We start from the raw sequence: 18481 nt of genomic DNA on the forward strand, positions 1-18481 counted from the left end.
CCTTTCAGTCGGGGGAAACCGGACGGCGACCCCAGAAGACGCCGCTGAGCAGCACGAGGACGCCGACGCCGGTGACCGGCCAGCCCACCCACCGGCGGTCCTCGACGGCCAGTGCGCACACGGGGGCCGCCCGCAGCCGCGGGGTGTCGCCCCCGACGGCGTCGTTGAATTCGTCGGCGCCGACGAAGGTGTCCAGTTCCTCGCTGCCGGGCGCGAAGGTGCTGCCGCAGTCGACATCGACGCGGCCGAGCTGGGCGCTGACCGGCAGGGCCAGCGAGACCAGCCCGCCGAGCACCAGCAGCCCGCCGGCGACGAGCAGAGCGATTCTCACCACGGGTGCCATCCGACCACATCCCGCCGGGACCCGTCCCGGCGCTGGTACACAGTGGACGGCTACCCGAGGTGAATTCCCAACCCCGTTCGCCCGGGCGCCAGTTCGCCGCGGAGGTGGCGGTCGGCGTCGTACTCGCCGTCGGCCAGTGCCCGGTACGGGATCGGGCGTTCGGCTTCGAGGCCGTGGAGGCGGGTGCGCAGGCGGTCGGTTTCGTGGTCGAGCCGGTCCCAGCCGGGGCGGTCGGTGCCCGCGACGAGGTGCGGGCGCAGCGGTCGCATGCCGGTGTACCAGAAGATGCCGTGCAGGAAGGGGAAGAACAGTTCGCCCGCCTCGCCGTTGAGGCCACGCGGGTCGAAGGCCGTCTCACGATCTCCGGCGGTGATCACCGTGAGGGCGCGTTTCCCGGCCAGGCCGCCGTCGCCGTACTTGCGCGTCCGCCCGGCGTCGTCCTTGAGCCCGAAGGCGAAGCCCTTCACGAAGACCCGGTCGAACCAGCCCTTGAGGATGGCGGGCATGCCGTACCACCACAACGGGAAGTGGAACACCACGAGCGACGCGCGGCTGAGCTTCTCCTGCTCGGCCACGATGTCCCCGGACAGCGAGCCGCGGGTGTACGCCTCGGCGGACTGGTCACCGACCGGCAGGTCCGGGCGGGCGGGCGCGCCGAAGTCGTGCGCGGTCACCGCCGGGTTCCAGTTCATCGCGTAGAGGTCCGAGGTCAGCACCGCGTATCCGGCGTCGGTCAGGGTTTTGGTGGTGACCTCGGCCAGGCGGGCGTTGAGCGAGCGGGCGCTGGGATGTGCGAGGACCAGCAGGGCTTCCATGGGAGGAACGCTAGGAACGAACTACGCTGGGGACAAGTACGCACATCGGCGGCACATACTGACGATCTGGATAGCTTTGGACGGGAGCAGGGATGCGTGAGCAGGTGCGGGCCGCGCTGGCCGTGTGCCCGGTGGAGGTGTCGATCGCCGTGCTCGGCGGGGCGTGGAAGCTGAGCGCCGTGCGGTACCTGCTGACGCGCACGCACCGCTTCGGCGAACTCCAGCGCGCCGTCGGCGATGTCACCCCGCGGACGCTCACGCGCGTCCTGCGCGAACTCGAAGCCGATGGCATCGTCAGGCGGACCGTCTACGCCGAGGTCCCGCCCCGGGTCGAGTACTCCCTCACCGACCTGGGCGAGTCCCTGCGCCCCATCGTCACCTGGCTCGAATCCTGGGGCGAGGCCTACGCGCGGGCTTAGCTGATCGCGCTGCGCACGGCCACGACCCGCCCCTAGACCACCTCGAAGTTCGCCATCATGCCCATGTCCTCGTGTTCGGCGTTGTGGCAGTGGAACATGTACCGCCCGCGGTAGCCGTCGAACTTCGCGATGACTTCGACCGCTTCGCCGGGGCGCAGGTCGACGGTGTCCTTCCGGCCCGCGTCGTACGGGCCCGGTTCGCGACCACCGCGGGAAAGCACGCGGAAGTCCACCAGGTGCAGGTGGATCGGGTGGTGCAGATCGGCCACGAACCGCCAGATCTCCACGTCACCCAGCCTCGGGCGGGCGTCGATGCGGGACGGCGAGTACGGCTCACCGCCGATCGTCCAGCCGTGCCTGCCGCCGACCGTGCCGCCGCGGAAGGAGAAGTCGCGCGTCACGGTGACCCGCGCACGGTCGAGCGGCTCGATTTCCACCAGCCGCTCGGGGATGTGGCTGTCCTCGGTGGCACGCCTCACCACCCGGAACCGCATCACGTGCGCGGTCGTGCCGGTGCCCAGCCGGTTCACCAGCGTGACCTCCGTGCCCACCGGGTACGCGCCGAAGTCGACCACCAGGTCGTACCGCTCGGCCGGCGCGATCGGCACGTGCTCGTGCACCAGCGGCGCTTCGAGCAGCCCTTGGTCCGCGCCGATCTGCGTGAACGGCTGCGGCGGGTCCAGCGCGAGGTCGTAGCGCCGGGCGTTGGAGCCGTTGAGCACGCGCAGCCGGTGCTTGGTCGCGGACACCTCGGCCACCGGCCACGGCACGCCGTTCACCAGCAGCACGTCACCGAACACGCCTTCCACGAACGCCTCTTCCACCCCCGGCACCGAGGTCAGCGACGGGTCGATGGACGGGTACCGCAGGGAACCGTCGGCGGCGAACGCGCGATCGGTGAGCACCAGCGGCAGCTCCCGTTCCCCGCGCGGCAACGGCAGCGCGTCCTCCTCGTCGTCGCGCACCAGGTGCAGTCCGGCCAGGCCGCGGTAGACGGCCGGACCGGTGAAGTCCATCCGGTGGTCGTGGTACCAGAGCATCGCCGCCCGCTGCCGCATCGGGTACACGTAGTCGCGCGTACCGTGCGAGATGAGCGCCGCGGGGTCGTGCATCAGCGCATGCCCGCCGTGCGCGTGCGGAGCGGCGCCGGCGGGCAGCACCAGATCGGTGGCGTACCCGTCGGACTCCGGTGGGGTGTGCCCGCCGTGCAGGTGGACCACGGTCGGCACCGGGAGTTCGTTGCGGTGCCGGACGATCGTCGTGCGATCACGGCGCGATTCGATGGTCGGCCCGGGGAAAGTCCCTTCGTAGCCCCAGATCGGCGTCCGCACCCCGGGCAGGATTTCGGCGACCGCCTGCCGCTGCACGATTTCGTACCGGTCGGCGTCCGCGTCCCGCGACACCGGCGACAGCACGGCCGGGATCGGCAGCGGGACCTGAAACGGCGCGGGCAGCGGCAGCTCGCTGGTGAGCAGTTCACCGGTGGCCGCCGCGGTCCGGAACACCCGCGGCCCCAGCAGCCCGGCCGCGACCAGCACCCCGGCACCCCCGGTCAGGCCGAGGAACCGGCGGCGCGACAACCCGCTCATCGCCGCGCCCCCGTCCGCCAGATCGCGAACACCATGATCGACGCCAGGGTGACCAGCGCGACCCCCAGCGGGACGTGCAGGTCCAGCGCCCCGGCCACGCCCGCGAAGTACTGCCCGCTCTCACCGACGGCCAGCAGCAGGCTCGCCCAGAACGGCCACCGCACGCCGTCGCGCCGCCAGAGCACCGCGGTCGGCACCAGCTGCGCCACCCCGAGGTAGAAGACGACGTCGGCACCGAGCGCGTGCAGCGCCAGCATGTCGTAGTCGCCGATCAGGTAGCTGCCCGCGAACACCGGCTGCGCGAAGATCGCCACGGCGTGCCCGGTGACGAACCACCGCACCACCCCCAGCACCCTGCTCATCGCCCGCCCTTCCCCCGTTCCCCAGTACTTCCGAGGACGACGCTAGGCGTGGCCTCCTATGCTGTCCAAGACCAGAATCACCATGAACTCATGACGCCGAGGCTATGAAATGGATCTGCTGCAGCTCCGCTACTTCCAGGCGGTCGCCCGGCGTGAGCACCTCAGCCAGGCCGCCGCCGAACTGCACGTGGCCCAGCCTTCGCTGAGCCGCGCGATCGCCAGGCTGGAGGCCGATCTCGGGGTGCCGCTGTTCGACCGGGCCGGGCGCGGGCTGCGGCTCAACCGGTTCGGCGCCGGGTTCCTCCGCCGGGTCGACCGCGTCCTGCGTGAACTGGACGACGCCCGCCAGGAACTCGCGGACGCGGCCGGGCTCGACCACGGCAGCGTCGCCGTCGCCGCGGAAACGCTGCTCACCCTCACCGGGATGCTCACCGAGTTCCGCGCCGAGCACCCCGGTGTGGCGATCCGGCTCTACCAGTCCTCCGCCGAGGCCATGGCGGAACAACTGCGCACCGGCGAGATCGACCTCTGCTTCGCCTCCCAGCCGCTGGCCGGATCCGAGCTGCACACGCGCGAAGTGCTGCGCGAGGAGGTGCTGCTCGGGGTGCCGCCGGGCCACCGGCTCGACGGGCGCGACCGGGCGGGGATGGCCGAACTGGCGGGCGAACCCTTCGTCACCACCCGCCCCGGGTACTGGCCGCGCGCGCTGGCCGACCGCCTGTTCGCCGAGGCCGGGGTGGATCCGTTGTACACCTGCGAAAGCGACGAACCGGGTGCCACCGGCGAACTGATCAGCTCGGGCTTGGGGATCGGCCTGGTGCCCGGCATGTCACGCCGGGTCGCCACCCACATGCCCGGTTCGTTCCTGCGCCTGGACGTTCCGGACTGCCACCGCGTACTGACCGTCGCCTGGCGCGGTGACACCTACTCCTCCGCCGCGGCCCAGCGGCTGACCGAGTTCGCCGTCGGCTACTTCCACCGCGTCTTTACCGCCTAGCTCGCCTGCGCCGTGGGCATGATGGTCACCTGCTGCAGGTTGGCCCGCGCCGGCAGGCTCGCGAGGAACCCGACGGTCTCGGCCACGTCCTGCGGGGTGAGCCAGTCGATCGACTCCTTCGAGCCCGCCAGCCAGTCGATCGCGCCCTGGTCGGTCACGTGGTCCTGCAACTCCGTGCCGACGATGCCCGGTTCGATCGCCGCCACGCGCACGTTCTTCGGGCCCAGCTCGACCCGCAGGTGCCGCGACAGGTGCGTGACGTAGGCCTTCGTGCCCGAGTACACGGCGAAGTTCGGGAAGATGTTCCGCGCCGCGATCGACGAGGTGTTGATCAGGTCGGCCACCCCGCGCGCCCCGGCCGAGGCGACCAGCTGCGGGGTGAACGCGGCGATGACGTTCATCAGGCCGGTGATGTTGAGGTCGATCTGCCGCTGCCACTGCTCGGTGCGCTGCTCCTCGACCGGCGCGGGCAGCATCACCCCGGCGTTGTTGAACAGCAGGTCGGCCTCGCCCAGCTCGGCGGCCACCTGCTCCGCCGCCGCCCGCACCGCGTCGGCGTCGGTCACGTCGACGGCGATCGCCAGCGCCCGGCCGCCGTTCTTCTCGATGCGGGCGACCAGCTCGGCCAGCCGCTCCGCGCGCCGGGCCAGGACGGCCACCTTCGCGCCCTGCCCGGCCAGCTGCTCGGCGGTGGCTTCGCCGATCCCGCTCGACGCACCGGTGATGACCGCGACGCGTCCTTCGAGGGTCCGCATGTTCTTGCCTCCCAAGTAGAAGTTCTTTCCGCCACCTCAGAACACCAGCTCGGCGGGCGGTCCGGGGCGCTCGAACAGGCCCTGCCCAGGCAGGTACTGGCAGGGCCACCCAGCGCGGCGCGGCCGACCGCCGCGTCGGTCACACTGGAACGCATGGAAGACCGTGGCCGCGAACTCGCCGGTTTCCTGCGCTCACGCCGGGCCAGGATCACGCCGGACCAGGCCGGGCTGCCGCCGGACGGGCGCGTGCGCCGCGTTCCCGGCCTGCGCCGCGACGAGGCCGCGCGCCTCGCCGGGGTCAGCACCGAGTACTACACGCGGCTCGAACAGGGCCGCGCCGGGAACCCGTCCCCCGAGGTGCTCGAAGCGCTGGCCACCGCGCTGCGGCTGGACCCGTCCGAACGCGAGCACCTGACGGATCTGCTGGGGCGCCCCAAAACCAGCCGGCGCGCGGCGGGCAGCGTGCAGCGGGTGCGACCGGGGCTGCGCCTGATGCTGCACACCCTCGACCACGTGCCCGCGTTCGTCATCGGGCGCCGCACCGACGTGCTGGCCAGCAACCGCCTCGCCCGCGAGGTGCTCACCGACTTCGAGGCGCTGCCGGGACCGCAGCGCAACCTCGCCCGCTACTACCTGCTGAACCCCGAAGCCCGCGAACGCGTCATCGGCTGGGAGACCATCGCCGCCGAGACCGTCGCCATGCTCCGGCTCGAAGCCGGGCGCTTCCCGAACGACCGCAGGCTCGCCGACCTCATCGGCGAGCTCACCGTGCGGTCGCCGGAGTTCTCCACCTGGTGGAACGACCACCGCGTGCTGCGCCGGACCCACGGCAGCAAGAGCTACCACCACCCGATCGCCGGCGAACTCCACTTCTCCTACGAGTCCTTCGCCGCCCCCGGCGACGCCGACCAGACCCTGTGCGTCTACAACGTCGAACCGGGCTCCCCCACCGCCGAAGCACTGCGGTTGCTCACCAGCTGGACGGCGGGTGTTACCTGACCGGCGCCTGGCCCGTCACCACCGTGACGGAACGGGTGGAGGAAGGTGACGGCATGAGCGAACCGCTGGCGGAGGCCTTCGAGGAGCAGCGCGGGCGCCTGGTGGCGATGGCCCACCGGATGCTCGGTTCTCGGGCGGACGCCGAGGACGCGGTGCAGGAGGCGTGGTTGCGGCTCGCCCGCCAGGACGGCGGCGCGATCGACAACCTCGGCGGCTGGCTGACCACCGTGGTCGGCCGGGTCTGCATCGACGTGCTGCGCTCGCGCAAGGTCCACCCCGAGGCGGCCTACGACGAGCTGGTGGTGCTCGAAGACGACGACCCGGCGCCGGAGGACGACGTGGTGCTGGCCGAGTCGGTCGGGCTGGCGCTGCTGGTGGTGCTCGACGCGCTGCGCCCGGCCGAGCGGCTGGCGTTCGTGCTGCACGACATGTTCGCGGTGTCCTTCGCGGAGATCGGCGAGATCCTCGGCAAGTCCGCCGACGCCGCCAAGATGCTCGCCAGCCGCGCCCGCCGGAAGGTGCGGGACCGCCGCCGCCCGGCCGCCGAACCGGGCGGGCGCGCGGTGGTCGACGCCTTCCTCGCGGCGGCGCGGCGGGGCGATTTCGAGGAGCTGCTGCGGTTGCTCGACCCGGAGGTCACCTGGCGCTCCGGCACCACGCGGGGCATGGTCGTCAAGCAGGGCGCCGCCGAAGTGGCCGCGCGTGCCCAGCGCGGCGCCCGCGCCGCGGCGATCACCGTGGCGGCGCTGATCAACGGCGAACCCGGGGTGGTCGCGTGGGGCCCGACCGGCAGGCTGCTGGGCGTCGTCTCGTACACCCTGGTCGACGGCCGGATCGTGGAAATCCACTCGGTGAGCGACCCGGACCGCCTCGCCGCCATGGGTTTGCCGACGCGCCTCGGCTAGTTGTTACTTTTCGCGGCGCCTCCTCGTCGACCCGGTGAACAGACCGGACGACACAGGGAGATCACCGTGGAACCGAGGATCGACTACCTCAGCACCCAGCTCGGCCCCAAGTTCGCCAAGCACCTCGTCTCGGCGGGCAAGGTGGTGTCGGATTCGGCCCTGCCCGCCACCACGCGGGAGCTGGTGAAGATCCGCGCCAGCCAGATCAACGGCTGCGGCGGCTGTCTGGACATGCACACCAAGGAAGCCGCGCGGGCCGGGGAGTCGCAGGTCCGGCTGAACCTGGTCGCGGCGTGGCGCGAGACCACGGTGTTCACCGAGGCGGAACGGGCCGCGCTGGAGCTCACCGAACTGGGCTGCCGCCTCGCCGACTCGAGCGGGGTCGGCGACGAGGCGTGGGCCAACGCGGCCAAGCACTTCGACGACGAGCAACTGCTCGCGCTGGTGGCCCAGATCGCCCTGATCAACGCCTTCAACCGGCTGAACGTGCTGATCCGCCAGCCCGGCGGCGGTTACCAGCCCGGCCAGTTCGCCTAGGAGGACGAAGTGGAACTCGCTCTCTGGCTGGTCACCGGCCTGCTCGCGGTGGTGTACCTGGGCTCCGGGACCGGCAAGCTGCTCGTCTCACGGGAACGGATGGCCGGGCTGACCCCGGCCGCGGGCTGGGTGCTCGACTTCAGCCCCGGTGCGTTCCGGGCCATCGGCGCGGTCGAGGTGCTGGGCGCGGCCGGGCTCGTCCTGCCCGCGGTCACCGGGGTGGCGCCGGTGCTGGTGCCGCTGGCCGCGCTCGGCCTGGCACTGGTGATGGCCGGTGCCACCGTCGTCCGCCTCCGCCGCGGCGAACCGAAGTACGCCGTGCTGGACGTGGCGTACCTCCTGCTGGCCCTGTTCGTCGCCGTCGGCCGCTTCGCCGTGGCCTGAGGTTCAGTCCTCGTGCACCAGGCCGCCCAGGTGCGCCCCCAGGAACCGTTCCGCGGCGCGGAACATCGTGATCAGGTTCTCCGGGTTGACGAAGAAGTGGCCCTCGTCCTCGAAGACCAGGTAGTCGACGTCCACGCCGCGAGCGCGCAGGGCGTCGACGATCTGGTCCGACTCGGCCCGGACCACCCGGGTGTCGTTGGCGCCCTGCACGACCATCAACGGGGTGCGGATGTCGTCGACGCGGCTGATCGGCGAGCGGGCCAGCAGGTCCTCCTTCTGCGCCGGGTCGTTCGGGTCGCCGGCGTACCGGAACCAGTTCATCCCCAGCGACGGCTTGGTGAACTCGGGCACGGTGTCCAGGAAGGTGACCAGGTTCGAGATGCCGACGTACTCGACCGCGGCGGCGAAGCGGTCCGGGGTGAAGCTGACGCCGACGAGGGCCGCGTAACCGCCGTAGGAACCGCCGAAGATGCCGACCCGGTCCGGATCGGCGTACCCCTCGGCGATCGCCCAGTCCACCGCGTCGATCAGGTCGTCGTGCATCTTCCCGGCCAGTTCCCCGATCGCGGCCCGCATGTGCGCCTTGCCGAACCCGATCGAACCGCGGAAGTTCACCTGCAGCACGGCGTATCCCCGGTTGGCGAGGAACTGCGCGGTCCGGTCGCCACCCCAGGTGTCGCGGGCCCACGGTCCACCGTGGACCAGCAGCACCATCGGCAGCCCGGCCGGTTCCACCCCGACCGGCAGGGTCAGGTACGACGGCAGGGCGAGCCCGTCGCGGGCGGTGATGGTGACCGGGGTGGTCGGCGCCAGCAGGTCCGGGTCGAGGTGCGGGTGCGGCCGGAACAACCGCCGCCGCTCGCCGGTCTGGTGGTCGTAGTACCAGGTCACGCCCGGATCGCGGTCGTGGGTGAAGGACACCACCCAGCGGCGGCCGTCCCGGTCGCTGGAGATCGCCGCCAGGTCGCCGTCGGAGAGCGCCGCCAGGTTCGGCAGCACCTCGGCGAAGTGCGGGTCGAGCGCGTGGACCACCTGCCGTTCGCCGAGGTAGCGGGCGCCGAGCAGTTCGCCGGTGCGGCGGTCGCGGATCAGCGGTGGCGGCAGCTTGGTGAACACCAGCGCGCGGGTGTCCAGGTCGAAGCTCGGGTGGCTGTCCACTTCGGACTCTTCGCCGGTGGCGAGGTCGAGGTGGGCCAGCCGGGTCCGGTCGGTGCCGCGGTTGGAGCCGAACCACACCCCGGTGCCGTCCGGGGTGACCACGAACGGGAACACCGCCAGCGGGTAGTCCTCCCCGGAGAAGGTGGTGACGTGGCGCAGTTCGCCGGTTCCCGGGACGGTCTGCCGGAGTTCGATGTCGCCGTTGCCGGTCAGGCGCTCGGCGAGCAGTGAACCGTCGCCCACGTAACGCCAGCCGGTGACCGCGTCCGTCCCGCCGGCGATCAGCGTCAGCTCACCGGTGGCGACGTCGAGCTCGTGCAGTTCGAACGCGTTGCCCTCCCGGCCGATGAGCTGCACGATCGCCGTACCCGGCCGCTGCGGCGGCTGGTCGAGGTTGAGCACGCGCGCGCCGGGGAACGGGGTCAGGTCGACCGCGTCCGCGTCCGGGTCGTCGAGGTCCACCCGGAACACGTGCCAGTTCTCGTCCCCGCCGTCGTCCTGGAGGTAGAGCATCCAGCGCGGGTCCTCGGTCCAGCGGTAGTCCTGCACGGTTCGGGTCTCGTCGGCGGTCACGCACCGCGCGTCCGCGCCGGGGGTCAGGTCCTGCACCCAGACGTTGAGCCGGTTCTTCCACGGCGCGAGGAACGCGATGCGGGTGCCGTCCGGTGAGATCGAGGCGCCGGCGCGCTCCGGCGGGGCGAGGAAGTCCTCGACGGGGATGGTCGCGGGCAGTGGCATGGGTCTTCTCCTTCCGGTGTCCGTTGTGCCGCCAGCTCACGGTGTGCCGTCACGGCACACGCAAGCCGAGGAGCGCGTTCGGTGACCCAGCTCACACCGGCCTTGAGTGTGCCGTTGCGGCACGCCTTTTGCTGGTTCCCGAACCGGACACCACCAGGGAGGACCAGATGACCATGACGGAACAGCAGCGTGAGAAGCCCCGCACCCCGGCGAACCCGCTGGAGCAGCTGGGCGGGCCGATGGGGTTCGTCTACTCGACGGTGCCGGTGGTGGTTTTTGTCGCCGCCAACGCGTTCCTGCCGTTGCCGGTGACGATCGGCGTGTCCATCGCGGTCGGCCTGGCGCTGACCGTGTTCCGGATGGTGCGCGGTGAACGCTTCAGCACCGCGGCGGGCGGTCTGCTCGGGCTCGGGGTCGCGGTGGCCATCGTCGCCTGGACCGGGTCGGCCAAGGACTTCTTCGTGGTCGGGATCTGGGCCGCGCTGGCCGGGTTCGTGGTCGCGTTCGGCTCGGTGCTGCTGCGCCGCCCGATCACCGGTGTGGTGTGGAACCTGACGCACGGCGGCAAGCACGACTGGCGCGGCAACCGCGTCGTCCGGCGCGCGCACTACGTCGCGACCCTGTTCGCCGCGGCCGTCTTCGGCGCCCGCTTCGCCGTGACGCAGTGGCTGTACCTGGAGGACTCGACCAACTGGCTGGCGGTGGCGAAGGTCGCCACGGGCACGCCGCTGACCGTGCTCGCCGCGCTGGTCGTGGTGTGGGCCTTCCGCCGGAGCACCAAGCAGCTCGGCTGACCGTCGAAGCACTGGAGGGAGGGCGAACGGTGGCGTGGAGCACGAGCCAGTTGGCGGAACTCGCTGGTACGACGCTGAAGGCGGTCCGGCACTACCACAAGGTCGGGCTGCTGGAGGAACCCGAGCGCGCGGTGAACGGTTACAAGCGCTACCGGGTCAGCCACCTGGTCCAGTTGCTGCGGATCCGCAGGCTGGTCGACCTCGGTGTGCCGCTGGCCGACATCGCCGCGATGCGCGACTCGGCCGAGACCACGGAACAGACCCTCCGGGCGCTGGACGCCGAACTCGCCGCGAGCATCGAGCGCCAGCAGCAGATGCGCGAGGAACTCGCCACCATCATGGAAAACCGCGCGCTGGCCGAGCTGCCGCCCGGTTTCGACCACGTCGCCGAGGACCTGCCGGACGCCGACCGGGCCATTCTGCTGGCCTATTCGAGCTTCCTCACCCCGTCGGCCATGGCCACGCTGCGGGAGTTGCACGCCGTGCCCCGCAGCACGCCCACGACCGAGTTCGACTCGCTGCCCGAGGACGCCTCGGACGAGACGCGGCAGCGGCTGGCCGAGCGCTTCGCGCCGGAGATCCGCAGGCAACAGGAGGAATACCCGGCGATGACCGATCTGGAGACCGCGTCACGCCGGGGCAAGGGGGTCGCCCAGTCGGTGGTGCTCCAGATCCTGGTGGAGTACTACAACCGAGCCCAACTGGACGTCCTGCGCCGCATCGACGCGATCCTCAACGGGGGCTAGAGATCCTGATGCCACAACGGCCCGCTGACCTCGTCGGTCACCGGGCCGTTTCGTTGTGTCAGATGCAGAGGAGGTCGCACCGGCGGCCCGGTCGACCAGAACACACACGGGCGGATGCTGGCCCCCGGCTCCGGTCTCCGGATCCGGCGAGCAGCGGGTAGCACTCCCGGTCCACGGCAGTGTCAACCACGTAGGTACCGACCGACCGCAGCCGAGGCATCAGGCTCGGTCAGCCCATCGGGCTCGGTCAGCACCGGGGGCGCGAGTGCCACCGCGACCGGGGGCGCCACTACTACCGCGACCGCGGCGAAGCCAGGACAAGAAAAACCGGGTGGAGCGGCGTGTGCCGCTCCACCCGGTCGGGGGAAAGAGAGATCAGGGCAGCGTGAACTCCGGCTTCCCCACCGGCAGCTTCGAGGTGTAGACGCTCAGGTACGTGTCCAGGTACGGCGCACGAGCGCCTTCGGTGGCCACGTCGTCGGCCGGGTCGTCGGTGGCCAGGGACAGCCGCGCGCCGGTTACCTCGATCTTCTTGCGCGACGGCGTGTCGATCCAGTCGTTGAGCGGACCGGCCTGGATCGTGCCGATCTCCACCGCCAGCGAGTGGCCGGCGGGCAGCGTCCAGTCGGTCGACTTCAGGTCGAACGCCAGCTCGCCACCATCCACAGTGGAAACCTGCTCGTCGAACATGACCGCGGTGCCGTCCGCCGCGACGTCGTACAGCTTGACCATCACGTTGCCGTGGCCCGCGGCGTTCAGCGACAACCGCGGCGTGCCGGTCAACCGAAGATCCTTCGACAGCGGCTCGGACCACTTGAAGAAGCTGTTCTCCGGCGCGGGCCCCGGCTCGCCACCATTGTCCACATAGGTACCGTCACCCAGCTCCACCGTGGTGGTGCCGTCCGAAACCGGCCAGCTGTCCTGCGCCCGCCACTTCCCGGCACTGTCCTGAACGGCGTAGTCCGGGTACTGAACCGACGGCTGCACACCCTTGAGGTACTGGTCGTAGAAGGACATCGTCTCGGCGAACCAGCCCTCACGCCCCATCTCCAGGCGCCCGTCCGGCGTGCGGTCGTTGCCACGCTTGTGGTCCCACGGCCCCATCCAGCCGCGCTGCGGACCCTGGTGGTTCTCCAGGTACTCCTGGATCGCCTCCGGCTCGGTGTTCCACTCCAGGAAACCCTGCGTCACGAACAACGGCGTGTCACTGCCCTTCGCCCCCGCGGCCAGGTCGCGGGTCTTCCAGTACTCCGACTCCGGATCGGCGGTCTGGTACCCGGCCGAGTTGGCCAGCAGGCACTCCGGGTGCGCCTCCTCGTACTTGGCGTTGGCCAGGTACCGGGGGTCGTCGTCCGGCAGCTGCGGCAGCGTGGCGATCTTGTTGTAGGTGTTGGCGATGTTGACGATGGTCGAGCGCGGCACCCCGTTCGACCGGAAATTGCGGTACGGGTCCCAGATCGGCTCCTGCGCGACAACCGCCTTCAGCGCGTCCTGGTTCAGGTTGTTGCCCACCAGCCCGGTGATCGCGTCGTAGGACTTGCCGTACATGCCCACCGCACCGGTCGACCACGGCTGGCTCGCCGCCCAGTCGATCGCCGCCTTCACGTCGGCCTGCTCACCCGCCCCGACGAAGTCCAGGCACCCGGTCGAACCGCCGAAGCCGCGCACGTCGACCATCACGAAGGCGTAGCCCCGGTCGAACAGGTCGGTGCCCTCGATGAAGTCGTTGAACCGCGGCGACGGACCGGCCTGCTCGAAACCCTCCACATCGAGCTGCCCCGAGTGCCCGAAGTACGAGCCCGCGGACAGGATCACCGGCACCTTCTCCCCCTCGGGCAGGTCCTCCGGCAGCAGCACGTCGGCGTGCAACTCCACATCGGACCCGTCCGAGGACGGGAAGAAGTGCTGTGACCACGCGGCACCCTCCGGCACCCGGTCGTTCTCCTCGTGCGTGACCGGCCCAGCGGCCGCGCTCGCCGGGGTGGCGAGCACCCCGGTCAAGGCCACTACCAGTGCTGAGGCGGCGCACACCGCCGCACGTGAGTGCTTCACGTTGTTCCTCCGGCTTCCGGTGATCTCCCGATCGATCACTTCGGAACCCAGGGAACACCGTGCCGCAGGGGCACACTCAAGCCCGGATGCGGTGGATCACGGTTTCCGATAGGGACGCGTGCCACCGGTTTCCGCGTTGTGCTCGGTGACCTTGATGCCCTGCTCCTCCAGCTTCGGGTACTCGATCTTGTCGAAGATGTTGTCCGGCCTGCGGTACGGGTAGATGTCCCCGTTCGGGTTCGGGATGCCGGTGCTGGTCTTGTCGCCCGGCTTGTCCGGGAACACCACGTGGGTGTCCTCTTTGGAGTTCTTCGCGAAGGTCTCCGACGCGTAGTCCCACTTCTCGCTGACCAGCTTCTTCTGGTCGAGGTTGGAACTGCCGTGGTCACCGTGCGACCAGAACCCCTGGTTCGGGTCGTTCATCTTCGACGGCGGCACCCAGTCGGGCATCTTCAGCTTGTTGTCCGCGATGAGCCCTTCCAGGGTGTTGCCGCCGTGTTCCTTGGCGATCTGGTTCGCCTTGAACTCGATCGAGCCGAGATACGGGTCGTCGCCGTTCGGGTTGTGCTGCTTGTACCCACCGGACCAGAAGAAGTGCTTGTCGGCGTTCATCATCTTGTCCAGCTCCGGCTTGAACTTCTGGAACTCCTCCGGCGTCATGCGCAGCACGTCGACCCCGAGGTCGGTCCGCTTCGGCGGTGGCGGTTTGAGGTCGGGGTGCTGGTCGAAGTCGTCCGGCCGGGGGCGCTTCGGCGTCTCCGGTCCGCCGGTCTTGCCGCAGGAAGGCACCAGCCCGAGCGGGTCGCCGACGAGCAGCGGCTCGGCGACGTACTGCACCGGGTTGGGCGCGGCGGCCAGGCCGAGCGGGTCCTGGCTGAGGTACCGCGCGGTTTCCGGGTCGTAGTAGCGGAAGACGTTGTAGCTCAGCCCGGTTTCCTCGTCGCGGTACTGGCCGGGGAAGGCCAGCGGCATCGCTTCGGACCGCGTGCCGGCGGCACCCCAGAAGCTGCCGCGGTCCTGCCACACCACCGCGCCCCGCTCGTCGAGCAGTTCGGTCGGCGCACCGGCAGGCGAGGTGATCACGCTGCGGAAGCTGCCCGGATCGTCGGAGCCGCTGCGCTCGACCTGCACGAGCGGGCGGCTGTCCCCGGGGTGGCGCTCCCAGGTCAGGATCCTGGTCGCGCCGTCGGCGTCCGTCCGCACCCGTTCCACCAGGTCGAAACCGCTCCACAGGAACCGCACGTCCTCGGCGAGTTCGGGCTGGCCGTCCTCGCCGGTGATCCAGCGCCGCTTGGCGAACCGCCTGCCGAGCGGGTCGTAGTGGTAGGTCCAGCGCGTGCCGTCGGGCGTGGTCGCGCCGCGCAGCCGGTCGAGCTGGTCCCAGGTGTAGGTCCAGGAGCGTTCGCCGTCCGGGCCGGTGCGGTGGCGCCCGGTGACCCGGCCCTGCCCGTCGCCGGTGTAGCGGGTGGAGCCCGCCGAGAGCAGCGCGTTGCCGCGGTGGGTGCGTTGTCCCGGCAGGACCGGCGAGGCGGCCGAGGTGATGCGCCCGGCGGAGTCGTGGGTGAACCGCTCCACCCCGGCCGGGCCGTGTGCCTCGCTGATGCGGCCCGCCTGGTCGAACGAGAGCCGCCACGGCCGCGCGGCGTCGTCGACCGCGGCGAGCCTGCCGTCGGGGCGGTAGCCGTAGGTGCGCTGCCCGACCCCGGAGATCTCTTCCGCGGCGAGCCGGTCCTCGGCGTCGAACCGCCGCGTGAGCACCACTTCGCCGTCTACGCTGCGGACGACCTCGCGAGCGGCGTGGTCGTAGGCGAACCCGACCTCGTGGCCGCCGATCCGCAGCGAGCGCGGCAGGCCGTGCTCGTCGAAGCTCCACTCACTGTCCACACCGGACGAAGTCAGGCGGCGGATCCCGGTGTCGTCGTAGTCCCAGCACACGCCCAGCCCGTTGATCGTCTCGGTGACGACCCGGCCGCGACCGTCCCGGATGATCTCCAGGCGCGACTCGGGGTTCTCGGCGACGACCAGGTGGCCCTGCTCGTCGTAGGAGTAGCGGGTGACCTCCTCGGTGGTGCGCCGGGCCACGACGTTGCCGAGCGGGTCGTAGTCGAACTCGGTGGGCTGGCCGAGCCCGTTGGTCATGCGCCGCATCTGCCCGGCCGCATCGTAGGCGTAGGTGAGGCGGCGGCCGTCGAAGTCGGTCTCCTCGACCAGCCTGCCCGCGGCGTCGTAGGTGTAGCGCCAGGTCAGGCCCTGCGGATTGGTCACCGAGGTCGGCCGCAGCTCACCGTCGTAGGTGTAGGTCGTGCGCGCGCCCGCGGTGTCGATGTCCTCCAGCACCAGGCCGAACGGCCCGTACACGCGGCGGCGGACCCCGCCCGCCGCGTCGCGGTACTCGACCACCTGGCCTTCCGCGTCGTGCACCCACGCCTGCCGGTCGCCGTGCGGGCCGACCCGCCAGGCACGCCGTCCCTGCGCCGTCCAGCCCAGCCGGGTCTCGCCGCCGGAGGCGGTGTACACCAGCTGGGGCCTGCCGAACAGGTCCCGGCGGCCGGGGCGCGCCGCCGCGTCCGTCACCTGCTCGTCGGCCATCGGGTCGGGCGCGGCGGTGGGGCCGGTAGAGGTCGACGGCGTTCCTGGCCGGGGAAGGGCGACCGCGGCACCGGAGGCGAGCACCGAGCCGTCCGCCCGGACGACCGCGACCAGTTCCCCGTGCTCGTACTCGTACCGGGTCTCGCGCCCGATCTCGTCCACTTCGGACAGGAGCAGGTCGTACCGGCTCCAGCTGTACCGGCGGGTGCCGCCCAGCGGGTCGATCCGCTCGACCAGCTGGCCCGCCTCGTTCATCCGGTAGGTCCAGGTGTGGCCGAGCGCGTCGGTGTGCCGGGTGACGCCGGGCTCGTAGGCGAAGGTCGAGTTGTAGTACCCGTTCGCGCCCGCGGTCCGGACGCACCGGCCGGACTGGTCGTAGACGTAGCGGTACCAGGTGCCGTTGCGGTCCTGCCAGCCGACGAGCCGGTGCTCGAAGTCGTAGTCCAGCGTCATCGGGCGGCCTTCGTAGTCGGCCACCGCGCTGAGCTGCCTCAGCCGGTTGTAGCCGAACCGCACCAGTGGTGCCGCGCCGGGCGCGCCGAGCGCCACCACCCGGCCGTCGGCGGCGCTGAACTGGATCTCGGTGCCGTCGTCGCGGCGGAGCCCGGCGGGCGCGCCGTCCGGCCCGTACCGGAATTCGGTGCGGCTGCCGTACTGCTCGATCGCGGTGAGCGGCACGACGTGACCGGTTCCGGCGAAGTGCAGTTCGCGCTCGCCCGTCGACAGCCGGTACCCCTCGGGCGTGACGTGCAGCGGGTAGCGGGGGCCTTCCAGCGGCAGCACGGAGGCACCGGCCGGGACCGGGTACACCAGCACCATGCCGTCCTCGGCGTAGAACCGGACCGCCTCGCGGCCGACCTCCAGCCGCTGGTCCACTGTGGACGCCCAGGACGGGCCGAACCACCGGCCGAAGCGGTAACCCGACAGGTGCGTGCGCGACAGCACCAGTTCCCCGGCGTCCCCCGGCAGGACCAGGTCGACCTGCGTCATCAGCACCTCACCGCGTGCCACGTCCACCGGGTCGGTCACGCAGGTCTTGTTCTGGTCCGGGATCGACCGGTCACGCGCGCCGGGCCCGGTGTCGTTCGGGCGGGGCGGGGTGTTGTTGCCGCCACCCCTCGGCGTCGGTGTCGGGGTCGGCGTGGGGCTGGGTGTCGGGGTCGGGTTGGGTGTGGGGTCGGGCTTGGGTGCCGGTGGTGGCGGGGTGCCCGAGGAGCCGTCCGGTTTGGCGCTGCTGCTGGTGGTGTCGCCACCCCCACCGCCGCCGTTGTTGCTTTGCCCGGGTGGCGGGTTGGGGGTGGGCCCGGAGCTGCTGGGGCTGGTGTCACCACCGCCACCGCGGGTGGTTTCCGGCTTGGGCTGGTTACCGCTCTTGATGTTCTTGAGCGCCTTGGCCGCGTCCCCGAAGGAGTCGCCGAGCTTCTTGAGCAGCGGGGAGAGCTTGCTCAGCGCCTGGACCAGCTTCTTGGTGATGTCGGCGATCTTCATCGCCGTCTTGGCCACCGCGCTGACGACCTGCGGCACCACCCACGCCAGCCCGATGCCCAGGGTGAACAGCACCTGCAACGCCCAGCTGATCATGTGCCCGACCAGCTCGGCGATGATGTCGCGCACCAGCGACCGCACCGCCCCGACCACCTCACCCGCGGTACCGATACCGCTGGAGGCCCCCTCGGCCGCGGACTGCGCCCCGGTGATCAACGTGGCGATATCCGCCCCCCGCGTCCGATACGCATCCCCCGCGGGACCGGTCCAGGACGCGGTGTCCTCCTCGATCATCTTGGCCAGGTCCGCGCTGATCGAGGACAACTCGGTACCGACGTTCTTCCACGTCTCCGAGTGCGCCTTGATCTCATCCGGGTTCCCGGTCAGCGCGTCGAGGGCGTCCGAGAGCGGTCCACAGTGCTCGATCAGCCACCCCACCCCGGCGGCGAGGATCGACCCGAAGGGATCCATCGCCATGCCCAGGGCGTCGAGCGCGGTCCCGGCCGCGCCCATCACGCCGGCGGCCCAGTCACCACTCTCGATCGCCTTGCTGGTCTCGTTGATCGACTCCAGGATCGGGACACCGGAAATCGCCGTGGTCGAGTCCTCGACCTCCGCGACCAAGGGATTAGCCATGGTGGTCAGTCAAGGCAAAGCGGACAACCAGAACAACGGTTCCGCCGGAGAGCGTGCCCGTCCGGCCGCCCGAAGCTGCCCGATCATCCAAGGGTGCCGCCGCGGCACCCCCGGCCGTTATCCGATCAGTGACGTGGCGTCATATTTCACCCTGAAGGATGTCATGTGGACTGATGAC

The 18481-nt window shown here is 71.0% G+C and carries 16 protein-coding genes; 8 read left to right on the forward strand and 8 right to left on the reverse strand.

The window, feature by feature from the left end; all coding sequences use genetic code 11:
* Window positions 1-4: 4 nt before the first annotated feature.
* Both JYK18_RS01915 and JYK18_RS01920 read right to left on the reverse strand, forming a co-directional pair.
* Window positions 5-334 (reverse strand): hypothetical protein, encoded by a 330-nt coding sequence (locus JYK18_RS01915; protein ID WP_206799893.1) that lies wholly within the window; start codon window positions 332-334, stop codon window positions 5-7.
* Window positions 335-393: 59 nt separating this feature from the next.
* A complete protein-coding gene (locus JYK18_RS01920) occupies window positions 394-1158 on the reverse strand; it encodes an NAD(P)H-dependent oxidoreductase (RefSeq protein ID WP_206799895.1) in 765 nt (254 codons plus the stop codon).
* A gap of 92 nt (window positions 1159-1250) precedes the next feature.
* Between JYK18_RS01920 and JYK18_RS01925 the strand changes: the two genes are divergently transcribed.
* Complete coding sequence (locus tag JYK18_RS01925) at window positions 1251-1577, forward strand: helix-turn-helix domain-containing protein (RefSeq protein ID WP_206799897.1); 327 nt, start codon at window positions 1251-1253, stop codon at window positions 1575-1577.
* A gap of 32 nt (window positions 1578-1609) precedes the next feature.
* Here the strand turns inward: JYK18_RS01925 and JYK18_RS01930 are convergent, their stop codons facing one another.
* Together JYK18_RS01930 and JYK18_RS01935 are read right to left on the reverse strand one after the other, a co-directional pair.
* Window positions 1610-3166 (reverse strand): multicopper oxidase family protein, encoded by a 1557-nt coding sequence (locus JYK18_RS01930; protein WP_206799899.1) that lies wholly within the window; start codon window positions 3164-3166, stop codon window positions 1610-1612.
* Window positions 3163-3528, reverse strand: coding sequence for a hypothetical protein (locus JYK18_RS01935; protein WP_206799901.1), 366 nt, complete (start codon window positions 3526-3528; stop codon window positions 3163-3165). Before JYK18_RS01935 ends, JYK18_RS01930 begins: the two co-directional genes overlap by 4 nt.
* A gap of 109 nt (window positions 3529-3637) precedes the next feature.
* Here JYK18_RS01935 and JYK18_RS01940 point away from each other — a divergent pair, with 109 nt between their 5' ends.
* Window positions 3638-4525, forward strand: coding sequence for a LysR family transcriptional regulator (locus tag JYK18_RS01940; protein WP_206799903.1), 888 nt, complete (start codon window positions 3638-3640; stop codon window positions 4523-4525).
* Here JYK18_RS01940 and JYK18_RS01945 read toward each other — a convergent pair.
* The gene (locus JYK18_RS01945) at window positions 4522-5280 is read right to left on the reverse strand and encodes an SDR family oxidoreductase (protein ID WP_206799905.1); all 759 of its coding nucleotides are present in this window, start codon (window positions 5278-5280) and stop codon (window positions 4522-4524) included. The genes JYK18_RS01940 and JYK18_RS01945 overlap by 4 nt on opposite strands.
* A 153-nt stretch (window positions 5281-5433) precedes the next feature.
* Here JYK18_RS01945 and JYK18_RS01950 point away from each other — a divergent pair, with 153 nt between their 5' ends.
* The 4 genes from JYK18_RS01950 to JYK18_RS01965 all read left to right on the forward strand — a co-directional run bounded on the left by JYK18_RS01950 (window position 5434) and on the right by JYK18_RS01965 (window position 8105).
* A complete protein-coding gene (locus tag JYK18_RS01950) occupies window positions 5434-6279 on the forward strand; it encodes a helix-turn-helix transcriptional regulator (RefSeq protein ID WP_206799907.1) in 846 nt (281 codons plus the stop codon).
* 53 nt (window positions 6280-6332) lie between these two features.
* Window positions 6333-7184, forward strand: coding sequence for a sigma-70 family RNA polymerase sigma factor (locus tag JYK18_RS01955; protein WP_206799909.1), 852 nt, complete (start codon window positions 6333-6335; stop codon window positions 7182-7184).
* 66 nt (window positions 7185-7250) lie between these two features.
* Window positions 7251-7721: a carboxymuconolactone decarboxylase family protein gene (locus JYK18_RS01960; RefSeq protein WP_206799911.1), complete on the forward strand. Its 471-nt coding sequence runs from the start codon at window positions 7251-7253 to the stop codon at window positions 7719-7721.
* Window positions 7722-7730: 9 nt separating this feature from the next.
* Window positions 7731-8105, forward strand: coding sequence for a DoxX family protein (locus tag JYK18_RS01965; RefSeq protein ID WP_206799912.1), 375 nt, complete (start codon window positions 7731-7733; stop codon window positions 8103-8105).
* Between the two features lie 3 nt (window positions 8106-8108).
* On the opposite strand, the gene JYK18_RS01970 is transcribed toward JYK18_RS01965, so the two are convergent.
* Window positions 8109-10001 carry a S9 family peptidase gene (locus JYK18_RS01970; RefSeq protein WP_206799914.1) on the reverse strand — a complete coding sequence of 631 codons (1893 nt, stop codon included), beginning with the start codon at window positions 9999-10001 and terminating at the stop codon, window positions 8109-8111.
* 167 nt (window positions 10002-10168) lie between these two features.
* Between JYK18_RS01970 and JYK18_RS01975 the strand changes: the two genes are divergently transcribed.
* Window positions 10169-10795: a DUF3159 domain-containing protein gene (locus JYK18_RS01975; protein ID WP_206799916.1), complete on the forward strand. Its 627-nt coding sequence runs from the start codon at window positions 10169-10171 to the stop codon at window positions 10793-10795.
* A gap of 29 nt (window positions 10796-10824) precedes the next feature.
* Window positions 10825-11541 carry a MerR family transcriptional regulator gene (locus JYK18_RS01980; protein ID WP_206799918.1) on the forward strand — a complete coding sequence of 239 codons (717 nt, stop codon included), beginning with the start codon at window positions 10825-10827 and terminating at the stop codon, window positions 11539-11541.
* 375 nt (window positions 11542-11916) lie between these two features.
* Here the strand turns inward: JYK18_RS01980 and JYK18_RS01985 are convergent, their stop codons facing one another.
* Together JYK18_RS01985 and JYK18_RS01990 are read right to left on the reverse strand one after the other, a co-directional pair.
* Window positions 11917-13593, reverse strand: a complete 1677-nt coding sequence (locus JYK18_RS01985; protein WP_307795753.1) for a CocE/NonD family hydrolase — start codon at window positions 13591-13593, stop codon at window positions 11917-11919.
* A 96-nt stretch (window positions 13594-13689) separates the two neighbouring features.
* On the reverse strand, window positions 13690-18303 hold the full coding sequence (locus tag JYK18_RS01990) for an RHS repeat-associated core domain-containing protein (RefSeq protein WP_206799921.1): 4614 nt from the start codon (window positions 18301-18303) through the stop codon (window positions 13690-13692).
* Between the last annotated feature and the right edge of the window lie 178 nt (window positions 18304-18481).

The sequence above is a fragment of the Amycolatopsis sp. 195334CR genome (assembly GCF_017309385.1).
Classification (GTDB): Bacteria; Actinomycetota; Actinomycetes; order Mycobacteriales; family Pseudonocardiaceae; genus Amycolatopsis.

What these genes read in the sequence shown, in the direction of transcription:
- JYK18_RS01955 (WP_206799909.1), top strand. Translation starts at nt 6,333, where the DNA reads ATGAGCGAACCGCTGGCGGAGGCCTTCGAGGAGCAGCGCGGGCGCCTG.
- JYK18_RS01970 (WP_206799914.1), bottom strand. Translation starts at nt 10,001, where the DNA reads ATGCCACTGCCCGCGACCATCCCCGTCGAGGACTTCCTCGCCCCGCCG.
- JYK18_RS01990 (WP_206799921.1), bottom strand. Translation starts at nt 18,303, where the DNA reads ATGGCTAATCCCTTGGTCGCGGAGGTCGAGGACTCGACCACGGCGATT.
- JYK18_RS01930 (WP_206799899.1), bottom strand. Translation starts at nt 3,166, where the DNA reads ATGAGCGGGTTGTCGCGCCGCCGGTTCCTCGGCCTGACCGGGGGTGCC.
- JYK18_RS01940 (WP_206799903.1), top strand. Translation starts at nt 3,638, where the DNA reads ATGGATCTGCTGCAGCTCCGCTACTTCCAGGCGGTCGCCCGGCGTGAG.
- JYK18_RS01950 (WP_206799907.1), top strand. Translation starts at nt 5,434, where the DNA reads ATGGAAGACCGTGGCCGCGAACTCGCCGGTTTCCTGCGCTCACGCCGG.
- JYK18_RS01975 (WP_206799916.1), top strand. Translation starts at nt 10,169, where the DNA reads ATGACCATGACGGAACAGCAGCGTGAGAAGCCCCGCACCCCGGCGAAC.
- JYK18_RS01935 (WP_206799901.1), bottom strand. Translation starts at nt 3,528, where the DNA reads ATGAGCAGGGTGCTGGGGGTGGTGCGGTGGTTCGTCACCGGGCACGCC.
- JYK18_RS01920 (WP_206799895.1), bottom strand. Translation starts at nt 1,158, where the DNA reads ATGGAAGCCCTGCTGGTCCTCGCACATCCCAGCGCCCGCTCGCTCAAC.
- JYK18_RS01945 (WP_206799905.1), bottom strand. Translation starts at nt 5,280, where the DNA reads ATGCGGACCCTCGAAGGACGCGTCGCGGTCATCACCGGTGCGTCGAGC.
- JYK18_RS01925 (WP_206799897.1), top strand. Translation starts at nt 1,251, where the DNA reads ATGCGTGAGCAGGTGCGGGCCGCGCTGGCCGTGTGCCCGGTGGAGGTG.